Genomic DNA, 13242 nt, shown 5'->3' with positions numbered 1-13242 from the left:
TGTTCATAATCGTTGTAATTCGAGGCGTGTCGTCAGTTATAGAAATATAATTTGCAAAAGTTTTTTACATAAGGTACTGTTAGTGCCATCACAGCAACGAGGCAACAACGAGGAGGTGATCCGCCATGATGAGGTTCTTCGACGATGCAGCGTGCACGGCGGTACAGCTCCGCCACCGCCGCGAGCGGCTCGTCCGCCGTCAGACGCATCTGTAGTCGGCACAACACGACGACCGATCGGACAATCGGCGTCAAACTGCATACACCCTTCTGTTTCACGTGAAACATCTCTTGTATCCCCATGGCGACACAATGCAGCATCAGCCATGAACGGACATCCCCTCACAACAACAATCGACAATCAGCATTCGCGGCATGGAAGCCGCGCACCTCCCGCAGGTATGACAGCGGGAAGAAGATGGAAGGCAACAATCATGAAGGCTCTTGTTCTCACCGGCGTCAAGCAGTTCGAAATCCAGGATCTGCCCACCCCCGAAATCGCCCCGAACGAAGTGCTCATCAACACCGCATACGCCGGCGTATGCGGCACCGACCACGACCTGTACGCAGGCCGCCCCGGCTCCGCAGCCGCCGTGCCGCCGATCGTGCTCGGCCATGAGAACTCCGGCGTCGTGGCCGCCATCGGCGACGAGGTCACCAACGTCAAGCCCGGCGACCGTGTGGCCGTCGACCCGAACATCTACTGCGGACAGTGCGAGTTCTGCCTCACCCAGCGCCCCGAACTGTGCGATCATCTGAGCGCCGTCGGCGTGACCCGCGACGGTGGCCTCGCCGAACAGTTCACCGCCCCCGCCACCGTGGTCTACAAGCTGCCCGACACCGTGAGTCTGCGCGACGCCGCCGCCATCGAGCCCGTCTCCTGCGGCGTGCACGGCCTTGACCTGCTCGACCTGCGCCCCTACCAGAAGGCGCTCGTGATCGGCGACGGCTTCATGGGCCAGATCTTCGTGCAGCTACTCCAGGCCTACGGTGTGCACCAGGTGGACCTCGCCGGCATCTTCGACGAGAAGCTCCAGCGCAACAAGGACCTCTTCGGCGTCACCAACATCTACAACACCACCCGCGAGCAGATCCCCGCCGACACCTACGACGTGGTCATCGAAGCCGTAGGACTGCCCGCCACCCAGGCGCAGGCCGTGGCCGCCACCAAGAAGGGCGCACAGGTCCTCATGTTCGGCGTGGGCCCGCAGGAGGCGCACTTCGAAATGAACACCTACGACATCTACAAGAAGCAGCTCACCATCCAGGGCTCCTTCATCAACCCGCTCACCTTCAAGGACGCCATCGCCCTCGTCTCCACCGGCAAGATGAACATCGGCGCGCTGATCAGCCATGAGATCGAGCTGGAGCAGGTGCAGGACTTCCTCGAGGGGAAGTTCACTGGGGTGTCGAAGGCCGTGGTGAAGGTCGGCAAGTAGGGTTCGGCTCGGCCCTCCCCTTGGTCGCGGGGGAGGCGGTGTACGTTTCGCGATACACTCATGGCCGTTCGGCCTCACTCCGGGGGTTTGTTTTGCAAAGCATAACAAACCCCCTCCGTTGACTACGATCGCGAAACATATACCGCCTCCCCCGCTCAGGTTGAGCGAATACTTGGCCTGGAGGGCATGTTGGTGGCAGCGCCTGTGGCGCTGCCACCAACAACAATGACTGTGACGCCGGAAGTTCCCGGCGGATTCATGCTTTTGGACAATGATGAAAAATAGGACCGCGACGAGGCGGTTGTTAGGTGGATTGTTATGATTAAGGCGATTGAAAAGTTTGGAATCCCCCGAGCGTTGTTGCTGGGGTTCCTGGCGGTGGCCATCTTCATGACGGGCGACGGCTTTGAGCTGACGTTCCTGTCGAAGTACATGGTCGATCAGGGATTCACGGCGGCGCAAGCGTCCGGACTGGTCACCGTGTACGGTCTGTTCGCGGCACTCGGCGGATGGACGGCCGGCGTGCTCGCCGAGATGTTCGGCGCACGTCGGGTCATGATGTTCGGCGCCTGCTGGTGGATCGGCGTGCATCTGGTCTTCCTCGCCGTGGCACTGCCCAGCGGCATCTACCCGCTCATCCTCGGCGTCTACGCGATCCGCGGCATCGGCTATCCGCTGTTCATCTACAGCTTCGTGGTGCTCATGGCCCAGTACATCGCCCCCGCAAGGCTCGCCAGCGCCACCGGCTTCTTCTGGACCTGCTTCTCGCTGGGCATCGGCGTGTTCGGCGCCTACCTGCCGAGCTTCATCATGCCGCACTTCGGCGAATACAAGACCTTCTGGTTCGCACTGCCGTTCTCGATCGTCGGCACGATCATGTGCTTCTTCTGCGTCCCGAAGAACAAGGTGGTCAAGGGCGAGGGCCTGAGCCGCGCCGAACAGCTCAAGGAACTGGCCGAAGGCGCCACCATCCTGTTCACCAACCGCAAGATCGCCATCTGCGCCGTCATCCGCATCATCAACAACCTGCTGCTGTACGGATTCCCGGTGATCATGCCGCTGTACCTGTGCACCACGAAATACGGTGGCATCAACATCTTCAAAACCGAGGAATGGATGCGCATCTGGGGATTCGTGTTCGTCGTCACCCTGATCTTCAACACGTTCTGGGGCTGGTTCATGGACCGTTTCGGCTGGATCTGGCCGATGCGCTGGTTCGGTTGCGGCGTGCTCGCCGTCGGATCCGTGCTCTTCTACTACATGCCGCGCTGGTTCGGCCCGAACACCCTGATGATGATCGTCGCCTCGATCGTGGTGGGCATCGGCACCTGCGCCTTCTCCTGCCTGCCCACGGTAATGACGCTTGAGGCCCCCGGCAAGCAGGGCGCGGCACTGTCCGCATACAACCTGGCCGCCGGACTCACCACCTTCGTCGGTCCCGGCATCGCCACCCTCCTGCTGCCGACCATCGGCATCGAAGGCATCTGCTGGACGTACGCCGGACTGTACGTGCTGGCGTTCCTCCTCACGCTCACCCTGCACCCGAAGCAGCCCGGCTTCGACGAGAAGGGCCATCGCATCCCCGGCGCCAAGACGCTCGGCGACGCGCTCATGGAGGAGCAGGAGCAGATCGAACTCGTCGCCACCGCCAAGGCGTGATCGAATCAGCCTCCACGCACACCAGTCGCCCCATCAATCAACATGACATCGACATCAAGGAGACATCATCATGGCCAAGACAATGACCGCATTCACCACTGATTTCCAGCATTCCGGCATGCCCGCCAAGGATCTTGACGAGACTATCGAGTTCTACACCAAGGTGCTCGGATTCGAGCTCGCCGGCCTGTTCCACAACGGCGAAAACCGTTGCGCGTTCCTGCGCTACGGCCACCTGACCATCGAAACCTGGGAAGGCGATCCCGCGCCGATGGAAACCGGTGCGATCAACCACTGGGCGTTCGACACCCCGGACATCGAGGCCGCGTTCGCCAACGCCAAGGAGCTCGGACTGCGGTTCAAGGACACCGAGATCCAGTCCATCTCCTCGTTCTGGAACAACGGCATCCGCTTCTTCAACATCTACGGCCCCAACAACGAAACCATCGAATTCTGCCAGATCGTGTGACGTTCCCGAACAAGGGATAGGGGAAGATATGCAAACGGGCCGGACTGGTCATACACCGTCCGGCCCGTTTGTATCCGTCAGCGGATGACGAGATACATCAGCATGGCGGTCACGATGACCACCAGACCGATGACGATCACTGCGATCAGCCCAGTACGCACACCGAACATACGCCCCTGTTTCGGGTTCTTCGGATCGACGTCACGGCCGCTTTCCAACAGCATGGAAAACGCGCCGAACGCCACCAGCAACGATCCCATGACGATCAGCACCATCAGGGCGCGAGTGGGGAACGACAGGCCATCGCCGAGCTGGATCGAGGCGATGACGAACGAGATGATGCCGGCGAAGAAGCCGATGAACTCCAGCATGTCGATGCGTTCGTTGTCGAAACGCCGGCCGAGCTCATCCATCTTGTCGTCAAGTTCGCGGGCACGGGCCCGCTGCGCATCCTGCGCATCATCGATGACCGCCGACAGCGAGCGCATGTTCGACAGCATATTGCACGTGTTGCGCGCGTCGAAGATCTCATTCATCTCGGTCACGTACGTGCTGCCCTTGATCGTGGTCGTCTGCGCGGCATCACTGGACTCACTCCACGCGTTGTATCGCGCGTTCTCCAGATCCACGGCCTGGGAGAACTCGCTCTGCGCCTCACCATACCGGCCGAGGCATGCGAGAATTCGTCCGTAGCTCACATGGAAGATCGGATGCCATCCGTCCCTCGGACGCTTCTCGAAGTCGTCCAGAAGACGCTCAAGCGACTGACGATCATCCTCGTCGGGCATCTGCCGGCCCGAGGAGATAAGCTCATGCTCCACGCGGTCCAGAATCTGCTCGGTATAGGTGTTGAGAAAACCGATATGGTCCGGGGCCGTGTCGAGGGCGCGGCGGGCAGCCGCCTCGGCCCCCTGCTCGTCACCGCCATACAGGCAGAACATGGACAGCGCGTACTGGTAGAGCGAGAACCCGCCAAGACACGGACGCAGCAACGGCACGAACCGCCGCCAGTAGAGCAACCGCTGATCGGAGTCGAACTCACACCGGTGGAACCACTCGAATGCGATGAAGAACGGGACCAGCAGCGCGGGATCGTTCTTGTGCCGGGCACTGACGTCCAGTACGGAATCACTGATATCAATGGCCTCGGCACGCGTGAACGTCCCATGTTCGATCACGTCCTCGCGCAGATACCGTTCGAATTCGGGATCATCGGGCGAGACATCGGCAAGATGATCGTAGATGCCGCGCAGGCGTTCGATCACATCGTCGGAAACCGGGAATTCGGATCGTGCGAGTTCATGCAGCAGCGCGTCGGCTCCGGGGAACGTCGCCACGTCATCATGGTGATCGTTATGCCCGACAGTGGGATTGCCGCATTCCGCAGTGGAATTGTCAGCCATTGATGGAACCTCCACTCATGCACTCATATAATCGCATCACTCATATAATCGCAATTGACATTCAGTGTATCCCCGCCATGCGCGGTCCAAGGAAAGGCGACGTCGATGAAGCCCATCGTGGCGTTGATGATGCAGTATTCGGAGACGGTTCCGGGAGCGTTCGACATTGATCCCGGATATCTGCGGCTGGTGGAGTTCGCCGGGGCCAACGTGCTGACCGTGGACCCGTCCGATGACGATCGCTATCTTGCCGACATGCTCGACCGCGCTGACGGCCTGCTGATTCCCGGCGGCAACGACATCAATCCGGATCTGTATGGCGGCCGTCATCTGCCGGGGATGGACGAACCGGTTCCGTTGCGCGATCATGCGGAGGCGACGTTGCTGAGGGCCGCCTACGAACGGCATATGCCCTATCTTGGCGTGTGCCGCGGCCTGCAGATGATGTGCGTGCTGGCGGGCGGCAACCTCTACCAGCAGATCGCCGACGATATTCCGGGTGCTCTGGATCACTGGCAGAAGCAGCCATTCGATCAGCCGAGCCATACGGTGACCGTGCTGCCGGACACTCCCCTGCACGGCATTCTCGGATGCGACGGCATCATGGTCAACAGCGTGCATCATCAGGCCGTGCATGAACCGGGCGAGGGCGTGGTCGTGCAGGCGAGCGCGCCCGACGGTGTTATCGAGTCCGCGTATCGGCCGGATCGTGAGTTCTTCATGGCCGTGCAGTGGCATCCCGAGCAGACGCCGGACGACGAACCAAGCCATCGTCTGGCGACGGCGTTCGTGGATGCCTGCCGCACGTATCGGCGAAACCGCGATCGCGGATAGGCGCGGGGAAGGCGCTCACTCGCCGTCGTTGCGGATGCCAAATGGGATGTGCACGGCGGGGATGTTGAGATCGGGGTTCTCCAGATTCATCATGTCGTCATCGAAGAAGATGTGGGGCTGCACCTCGTTGAGGAACGGCGTCTTGCTGAGCCCGCCGAGGAAGAACGCCTCGTCCACGGTCAGCCCCTTCTCCTCCAGCGTACGGATGGCACGCTCGTGGGCCGGCGCACTGCGGGCGGTCATCAGATACACGCGCAGCGACGGCTTGTCCGGCAACGTGCTTTCACGTGCCGCCCGCTGCAACGCGTTCAGTCCCTTGAGCAGTCGTTCGAGCGGCCCGTTCTCCAACGGCCGGTCCGCGTTCATCAGCTCATGGTCGCCGTACACTTCCGTCGCGTGTTCGGGATCGTTCCGACGGGCCTGCTGGAACACCCGCTCGGACGAGTCGCCGGCCAGCACACCGTCGAAGTCGAACGCCACCCGCAGCTCATTGTCATCATCAAGCTGGTGCGATCGACGACGGAACGGCAATACCAGACCGGCGGGCAGCCCCTTGTCCACGGCGCTTTTGACCTCGTCGGCGTTCGCGGACAGAAACAGCGACATATTGAACTCGCGCATCAGCGGAAACGTGGACATCCCGCTGCGGAACACCGCCCTCGTGATGTCGAGATCATGGGCGCGGATGCTATTCATAATGCGCAGTCCGGTACGCGGACTGTTGCGTGACAGCACCACCACCTCAACGCCCTCGTCGGGATCGTCGAACAGCCGGTTGAACCGGAGCAGACGCGAGACGAACGGGAACGCAGTGCCCGGGGCGAGCGTCTCGTCGACACGGCTTTTCTGATAATCCTCGTACTGTGCCACGCCGTCGTTGCGATAGACGTCGTTGGCCTCCTCAAGGTCGAACAACGCCCTGGATGAGACACCGATCACCAGCGCCTTCCGTGACAGATCCGCCATCGCATCCCCTTCCGTGTCGCGATCATACGCACCGTGACCATGTCTGTCGTGATCATGCCTACCGTTCCCGTGCATACCGTTTTCATTGTACGGACGCGGCCCACGGCCGTTTGTACCATTCCACAACGTCGCGGCGGCAAGTTCATATCCCCCGACAATGCGCACCCGACTACGGCACCGTAACATAAAAGAGGACATAGGCATACCCGTACGCCGATCGTCTGATCGACGACATGAATTCGAGGCATGATGAAGGAATACACGGAACCCGGAACCATCGAGGTTCGCGACGACGAAACCCTCTACTCGCTGCTCACCGAACGCATCGACCGTACTGGCGAGGACACGGTGATCGCCAGCCGCAAGACCGGCCCCGGCGCCTGGTCCGACGTCACCACCGGCGAATTCCACCGCCTGGTTCGCGCGTGCGCCAAGGGATTCATGGCGTTCGGCATCCGCAAGGGCGACGCGGTGACCCTGTTCTCCAGCACCCGCTACGAGTGGGGCGTGCTCGACTTCGCGCTGGCCGCCATCGGCGCGGTGAACGTGCCGATCTACGACACCGACTCCGCCGCGCAGGCCAAGCGCATTCTCAACGACTCCGACGTGCGGATCGCCATCGCCGACGATCAGGAGCGGTTCGACCGCCTGCAGTCGGTGGTGAACGACTGTCCAAAGCTGGACCGCATCCTCATGCTCGACGCGAACGCGATGGGCGCGCTCGAAGGACTGGGCGTCACCGTGGGCGACGACGAGCTCGACGAGCGCATCGCCTCGGTTGGAGCCGACGATCTCGCCACGATCGTGTACACGTCCGGTTCCACGGGAGCGCCGAAGGGTGCCGAACTGACGCACCGCAACTTCCTGAGCATCGTGCGCGCCGGCTATGTGTGCATGAAGGAGATGATCTGCGACGGGCATCCGCGACTCCTGCTGTTCCTGCCCCTCGCCCACTGCTTCGCCCGCTACATCCAGTACTGCTCGATCGGTTCCGACGACGGCGTGGTCGGCTATCTGCCGGATACGCGCTCGCTGCTGCCCGACCTGCGTAGCTTCAAGCCCACGTATCTGCTGGGTGTGCCGCGCGTGTTCGAAAAGGTGTACAACGCGGCCTCCCGCAAGGCCGGCATGGGTATGAGGGGCCGGATGTTCGCCAAGGCCGCCGAGGCCGCCCGCGACTGGTCGCGCACCGCGCAGGAGGGCCGTCACCACACGTTGCGGCAGATCTCCGAGCACGCGATGTATGAGTCGACCGTGTACCGCACGGTACGCAGCGCGCTCGGACCGAACATCAAGTACGTGGCCTGCGGCGGCGCGCCGCTGAACCCGGATCTGGCGCACTTCTTCGCCGGCATCGGCCTGCCGATGATCCAGGGCTACGGCATGACGGAGACCGCGGCGCCGTTCACCGTCACCCGTGTGGACGACAACCGCATCGGCACGGTGGGACGCTGCGCGCCCGGCTCGTCGGTGCGCATCAGCGACGACGGCGAGGTGCAGGTCAAGGGTGCGAACGTGTTCCGCGGCTACCACAATCTGCCGGAGAAGACGGCCGAGGCGTTCACCGAGGACGGCTGGCTGCGCACCGGCGATCTAGGTTCGCTGGACGACGACGGCACGCTGACCATCACCGGCCGTGCGAAGGACATCATCATCACCGCCGGCGGCAAGAACGTCTCCCCCATTCCGATGGAGGAGACGATCAACGACTGCCCGATCGTGGAGCACGCCGTGGTGATCGGCGACGGCCGCCCGTTCATCGCCGCACTGATCACGCTTGACCCGGAGGGACTTGCCGTATGGCTGCCCGCACACGGTTTGCAGGCCGATATGCCGCTGGAGGAGGCCGCCGCGAACAAGACGGTACGCGACGAGATCCAGCTGTTCGTGGACAAGGCGAACTCGCAGGTGTCGCGTGCCGAATCGGTGCGTAAGTTCGTGGTGCTGCCCGAACGGTTCACGCAGGACAATGGATGCCTAACCCCGTCGCTCAAGGTGGTGCGTCCGAAGGTGAACACCGTGTTCGCCGATGTGATCGACGACGAGGTCTACGCAGGCAAGAAGTAACGGACGGCACCGCGGAAAAGAACGGAGAAGACCACGGCCGCGTATCATCCCCGATTCGGAGCGATACGCGATCGTGGTCTTCCGGTTTTTGCACGCCGGGTCCGAAGACATGTGTCACCGGTCCCGGCAGGTCTTGGTTAGAACGACGTCCATCCGCCGTCGGAGGCGATTGTCTCCGCGGTGAGGAACGAGGCGTCGTCGGAGACGAGGAACAGCATCACGGATGCCTGCTCGTCCGGTTCGGCCTCGCGGTCGATCAGCGAGCGCCGCTTCAGGCCCGCCATAGAGTTGGCCTCCTTGGGGTCCATGCCGGCGGCGATCGCCTGCTCGCGGTGGCGCTTGACGTACTCGTAGGCGGCCTTGGTCAGCGGCGTGGTCGTACCCGCCGGGTTGATCGAGTTGACGCGGATGCCCTTGCTGGCGTAGTCGATGGCCACGTTCTTGGTCAGGCCGTTCACCGCATGCTTGGATGCGCTGTACGGCAGGTTGCCGGGCAGACCGGTCAGGCCGGCGATCGACGAGACGTTGAGGATCACGCCGCCGTGGTTCTCCTTGAGGAATTCGATGATCTCGTACTTGCAGCTGAAGAACACCGAGTAGAAGTTGTTGGCCATGGTATGGTCCAACTGCTCCTTGGTGACGTCGACGATGCGGCCGGGCTGGCCCATGATGCCGGCATTGTTGATGGCGATGTCGAGCCGGCCGAATGTGCTGACGGCCAGCTCCACCATGTCACGGCAGGTGCTTTCCTCGGAGACGTCGCCGTGCAGGAACACAGCTTCTGCCCCGAGTTCCCTGACCCGGCGGAGGATGTCCTCGCCCTCCTTTTCGAGCTTGTCGACCAGAACGAGCTTGGCACCCTCCTGTGCTGCGCGCAGGGCGGTGGCTTCACCGATGCCCAGAGCGGCACCGGTGAGGATCATCACCTTGCCGTCGAAGCGGCCTTCGATTGGTTTCTTCATCGCTTTCCTCGATTCGGTTTCCTCGGGATGGATCAGTGCTCGTCTCCGGCGCGCAGGGAGTCGGAGAGCTTGCGGCGACGCAGCGCGAACATCATGGCGGCCACGACGGCGAGCACGACCATGACGGCGACGATGGTGCCGATGGCGGCACCGGTGGAGGCCAGCTGGCTGCCATCGGATGCGTTCGGCGTGGAGGACGACGGGGTGGTCGCCTTCTTGCCGGTGGTGGTCGGCGTGCTGGTCTTGTCGAGCTTGGACGGGGTGCCGTTGTTGGTGGTGGGCGGGTTCTTGGTCCACCAGGTCGGGATGACCACGTTGCCGTGGTTGTCGCGGTTCACAATGATGGTGTTGCCATTGCCGTTATTGTTCCCGTTATTGTTCAGGCTTCCGTTGCCGTTGTTGTTGCCGTTGCCGTTGCCGTTGCCGTTGTTGTTGCCGTTGCCATTGCCATTGCCATTGCCGTGGTCAATGGGGGACAGCAGCGCCACGAGCGTGGTGTCGGCCGTGGAGTACACGCCGGTCAGGTCGGCGTCGTAGCTGCGACCGCACTCGTCGGCCCAGCCGACGATCTCATAGCCGGCGGGAGCCGACAGCTTGGTGTTGAACGGCACGTAAACCTTCTTGCCGTCCTTGAAGTCCTTGGACTCCTCGTGCACCTTCTTGCCGGTGGCCGGATCGTAGACCACGAACGTGTAGGTGTGGGACTTGGCGTTGTTGTCGCCGGGCTTGTCCGGGTTCCCCGGCTTATCGGGCTTGGTGCCGGGCTCGCCGTTCACCGGGTCGAGACGGTCGGCGGCCTTGTACAGCAGATCGTAGGCCACGTTCACGCGAGCGGTGCCGGAGTTGGCATCGGCAAGCACCTCCTCGGCGTGGGCGAGACGCTGCTGGAAGATCGTCTTGTGCAGATTGTCCTGGTACTTGGACAGGTCGATCGCCTTGTCCTTGTCCACCTCGGCCTGCAGACGGGCGCGCTCCTCGCTGGTGGCGGGGATGGACGTGACGGCCGCGTCACCGTTCTGGTTGGCAGATGAAAAATCGAACAGCTGGGACAGGTCGAAGTACTGGTTCGACTGCTCGCCCGACTGTTCCGTCGTCTGATTCTGGGTCTGCTCCGCCGCGGCATCACCGTCGGCGGCGAATGCGGCTCCGTTCACCGGCACCAGCATCGCCAGACCGGCGACGGCACCAATGAGAGCCCTACTCCACTTGCTCATTTCCATTCTCCTTAGTGTTGGGAAACACAACTGAACACCAATACCGACGGCCGTTCACCACATGTCGTGACTGTTCGACCGCCAGCCCACGGCGTCTGCAGAACAGCGGGTCGCATGCGCGTATCGCGGCACAGTCCGCGAGCCCGAGCCCTGTGTATTTGCCGTAAGCCTCCTTGAGCGTCCACAGCATGATCGTCCGTTCGGCGAGCATGTCGGGGTCCGCTTCGACGTCGTCCATGACGACGGAATGATCCGACGAAATCGGATCACGCAGCTCCCCACGCTGGCGGGGAGAAAAACAATGGCGCAGCACACCTGCGGTGGGGCGGCGCACCGACTCCACGTCGATGCCCACACGTCCTCCCCGATGCACGGCGCATGCGATCAGACCGTCGGCATGCGATATGCTGACCGCCCATGTCCGCGATTCCGACTCCGCGCCGGAAATCGCGCCCGTACCGGAAACCACATACGGCCGGCCATGCGCATCCTTGCGGATCACCGCATGATCGTCGCCGCTCATCGCGCGCACGAGACGCAGGGCCAGCGCATGGGCATGATCGGACAGCATCCTCCCGTAGGCGATGCTGTCGATCCCCTGTCGTAGACCCACGGTCTCCAACGCAATGCTCATGCGGTACCGCCCTTTGTCGCATCCACCGCGCCAACGCCGTCCGTGCCAGCCGCATCCACGGCGGCGTCGCTTCCGGCACCCTGCATGGCGATCTCATACGGCAGATCGTCAGGCGTCTGCAGACGCATGGCCGACGCGCGACCGTGCGCGACCGTGGCGATCTGGTCAATCGTCCGATCCGGGTTTTTCGCCACCTCGTCGAGGAACGCAAGCATGAACCGGTGGAAACGACGGATCGACTCCGGATCCACATAGCCCACGATGTACTCGTAGTTCACCCACAGGTCGCCGCTGGCGTCGAGCGGCATGATGCTCACGTACAACGGCATCGCGTTCGCGCCGTTCGGACGGCGGCGGAACCGGAACCGCACCGGCAGGCTGCCGTCGAAATACGGCTGGAACGTGGTGCTGACGCTCGTATAGCCCCGGCACGCCTTGAGCCCGAAGTTCGCCCGCAGCACGTCGAGAATGTCGGCGGTGGCCACGTTCGCACGACGGTAGGCGTCCATCTGCTCGTGCATCAGGATCTCGCAGGCGTCGGCGAACGACGTGGAACCGGGAATCACCGTACGCAGCGCCACCGCGTTCACCATGGTGCCGCCGGCACGCTTCTGCGCGAGCGTGGCGCGACGGGCCACCGCGTTCATGAACATCACGTCGTCGGTGCCGGACATACGGCTCAGGAACGTACGCAACGCAATGAAATACGGGATCTGCATGGGCAGATGCTCGCGCTCGCAATAGTCGCGCATGGCTGACACGAGCGAACGGTCGATGCGATAATCCACCATGCCACCCTTGGTCTGCCACAACCGCAGCGTCACGCCGTAGCGCTCGCCCCTGATGAACTCCTTGCCCTTCAGGCCATTGACCGAGGTGAACTGCGGTTCGACGGAGAAATGCTTCCTCCACCACTCCACCTGACGCTTGTAGCGCTCGCCCTTCTGCTGCGCGAAGTCGGCCTTGTAGGCGGGCAGCGGCGAATACGGTTCGTCCGGCAACGCGGTGCCGTTGCACAGCGCCTGGTAAATGGCGAACGTGTATGTCAGGCAGCCCATGAGCGAGTAGGCGTCAAACACCACGTGGCTCACGCAGTAGTACAGGCTGACCCGGTCGTTGTCGCGACGGATGATCCGCACGCGATACAGCTGTGTGTCATTGCCGCCGTTCGGGAACGGCGTGGCACCGATCTCGTCACAGTAGCGCTCCACGTCGCGCTGCGAGCGCCCGCGCATGTCCACCAGTTCGATGTCGTGCGGCACGTCGGTGGCGAAGTACTGCATCGGACGCTTGTCGACAAGGTGGATGCGCACCGCGTTCGACGGGATGCGCATCATCGCCAAGTACACGGCCTGCACCAGACGATGTTCGTCGATCTTGTCGTACAGGTCCACCAGGCTGCAGACGTTGACGATCTGCTTTCGGAAGCTGAACTTGAGGTTGTAGAACATCAGGTTCTGCGACTGCGTGAGCGGATAGTACCGCACCGAATCGATCACGCGGCTTCCCATGCCGTCCGGATCGTTCACGCCGTCGGTGTCATTCACACCATTCGGACTATCTACGCTGTTGTCGTGATTGTTCTCCGTCATCGGG

11 protein-coding genes are annotated in these 13242 nt (G+C 62.4%); 5 read left to right on the top strand and 6 right to left on the bottom strand.

All coding sequences use genetic code 11. From position 1 onward, the window contains the following. Window positions 1-433 precede the first annotated feature (433 nt). From BTIS_RS09250 to BTIS_RS09240, 3 genes are all read left to right on the top strand, one after another. Complete coding sequence (locus BTIS_RS09250; RefSeq protein ID WP_094664799.1) at window positions 434-1438, top strand: zinc-dependent alcohol dehydrogenase family protein; 1005 nt, start codon at window positions 434-436, stop codon at window positions 1436-1438. A gap of 318 nt (window positions 1439-1756) precedes the next feature. Then, on the top strand, window positions 1757-3097 hold the full coding sequence (locus BTIS_RS09245; protein WP_094664797.1) for an MFS transporter: 1341 nt from the start codon (window positions 1757-1759) through the stop codon (window positions 3095-3097). 70 nt (window positions 3098-3167) lie between these two features. Next, complete coding sequence (locus BTIS_RS09240) at window positions 3168-3566, top strand: VOC family protein (protein ID WP_094664796.1); 399 nt, start codon at window positions 3168-3170, stop codon at window positions 3564-3566. 77 nt (window positions 3567-3643) lie between these two features. On the opposite strand, the gene BTIS_RS09235 is transcribed toward BTIS_RS09240, so the two are convergent. Then, window positions 3644-4969, bottom strand: a complete 1326-nt coding sequence (locus BTIS_RS09235) for a hypothetical protein (RefSeq protein WP_094664794.1) — start codon at window positions 4967-4969, stop codon at window positions 3644-3646. A gap of 105 nt (window positions 4970-5074) precedes the next feature. Between BTIS_RS09235 and BTIS_RS09230 the strand changes: the two genes are divergently transcribed. Continuing rightward, a complete protein-coding gene (locus BTIS_RS09230) occupies window positions 5075-5803 on the top strand; it encodes a gamma-glutamyl-gamma-aminobutyrate hydrolase family protein (RefSeq protein WP_094664792.1) in 729 nt (242 codons plus the stop codon). Between the two features lie 15 nt (window positions 5804-5818). On the opposite strand, the gene BTIS_RS09225 is transcribed toward BTIS_RS09230, so the two are convergent. Then, complete coding sequence (locus tag BTIS_RS09225) at window positions 5819-6769, bottom strand: 5'-nucleotidase (RefSeq protein WP_094664790.1); 951 nt, start codon at window positions 6767-6769, stop codon at window positions 5819-5821. A 246-nt stretch (window positions 6770-7015) separates the two neighbouring features. Between BTIS_RS09225 and BTIS_RS09220 the strand changes: the two genes are divergently transcribed. Beyond that, complete coding sequence (locus BTIS_RS09220) at window positions 7016-8836, top strand: AMP-dependent synthetase/ligase (protein ID WP_094664788.1); 1821 nt, start codon at window positions 7016-7018, stop codon at window positions 8834-8836. A gap of 137 nt (window positions 8837-8973) precedes the next feature. Here BTIS_RS09220 and BTIS_RS09215 read toward each other — a convergent pair whose 3' ends face one another. From BTIS_RS09215 to BTIS_RS09200, 4 genes are read right to left on the bottom strand one after another with little or no spacing between them, the layout of a single operon-like run. Then, complete coding sequence (locus BTIS_RS09215) at window positions 8974-9798, bottom strand: SDR family NAD(P)-dependent oxidoreductase (protein ID WP_094664786.1); 825 nt, start codon at window positions 9796-9798, stop codon at window positions 8974-8976. Between the two features lie 32 nt (window positions 9799-9830). Beyond that, window positions 9831-11012, bottom strand: coding sequence for a hypothetical protein (locus BTIS_RS11745; protein ID WP_143248928.1), 1182 nt, complete (start codon window positions 11010-11012; stop codon window positions 9831-9833). Continuing rightward, window positions 10996-11646 carry a 4'-phosphopantetheinyl transferase family protein gene (locus BTIS_RS09205; RefSeq protein WP_094664784.1) on the bottom strand — a complete coding sequence of 217 codons (651 nt, stop codon included), beginning with the start codon at window positions 11644-11646 and terminating at the stop codon, window positions 10996-10998. The genes BTIS_RS11745 and BTIS_RS09205 overlap by 17 nt, the downstream gene beginning before the upstream one ends. Beyond that, window positions 11643-13238, bottom strand: coding sequence for a condensation domain-containing protein (locus BTIS_RS09200; protein ID WP_094664782.1), 1596 nt, complete (start codon window positions 13236-13238; stop codon window positions 11643-11645). Before BTIS_RS09200 ends, BTIS_RS09205 begins: the two co-directional genes overlap by 4 nt. Window positions 13239-13242 lie beyond the last annotated feature (4 nt).

It is taken from the genome of Bifidobacterium tissieri (assembly GCF_002259645.1).
In the GTDB taxonomy this organism is placed as follows: Bacteria; Actinomycetota; Actinomycetes; order Actinomycetales; family Bifidobacteriaceae; genus Galliscardovia; species Galliscardovia tissieri.
Note: the sequence above shows the minus strand (reverse complement) of the source record. Positions and strands in the feature narration are given on the sequence as shown.

What these genes read in the sequence shown, in the direction of transcription:
- BTIS_RS09225 (WP_094664790.1), bottom strand. Translation starts at nt 6,769, where the DNA reads ATGGCGGATCTGTCACGGAAGGCGCTGGTGATCGGTGTCTCATCCAGG.
- BTIS_RS09235 (WP_094664794.1), bottom strand. Translation starts at nt 4,969, where the DNA reads ATGGCTGACAATTCCACTGCGGAATGCGGCAATCCCACTGTCGGGCAT.
- BTIS_RS11745 (WP_143248928.1), bottom strand. Translation starts at nt 11,012, where the DNA reads ATGAGCAAGTGGAGTAGGGCTCTCATTGGTGCCGTCGCCGGTCTGGCG.
- BTIS_RS09245 (WP_094664797.1), top strand. Translation starts at nt 1,757, where the DNA reads ATGATTAAGGCGATTGAAAAGTTTGGAATCCCCCGAGCGTTGTTGCTG.
- BTIS_RS09200 (WP_094664782.1), bottom strand. Translation starts at nt 13,238, where the DNA reads ATGACGGAGAACAATCACGACAACAGCGTAGATAGTCCGAATGGTGTG.
- BTIS_RS09220 (WP_094664788.1), top strand. Translation starts at nt 7,016, where the DNA reads ATGATGAAGGAATACACGGAACCCGGAACCATCGAGGTTCGCGACGAC.
- BTIS_RS09215 (WP_094664786.1), bottom strand. Translation starts at nt 9,798, where the DNA reads ATGAAGAAACCAATCGAAGGCCGCTTCGACGGCAAGGTGATGATCCTC.
- BTIS_RS09250 (WP_094664799.1), top strand. Translation starts at nt 434, where the DNA reads ATGAAGGCTCTTGTTCTCACCGGCGTCAAGCAGTTCGAAATCCAGGAT.
- BTIS_RS09240 (WP_094664796.1), top strand. Translation starts at nt 3,168, where the DNA reads ATGGCCAAGACAATGACCGCATTCACCACTGATTTCCAGCATTCCGGC.
- BTIS_RS09205 (WP_094664784.1), bottom strand. Translation starts at nt 11,646, where the DNA reads ATGAGCATTGCGTTGGAGACCGTGGGTCTACGACAGGGGATCGACAGC.
- BTIS_RS09230 (WP_094664792.1), top strand. Translation starts at nt 5,075, where the DNA reads ATGAAGCCCATCGTGGCGTTGATGATGCAGTATTCGGAGACGGTTCCG.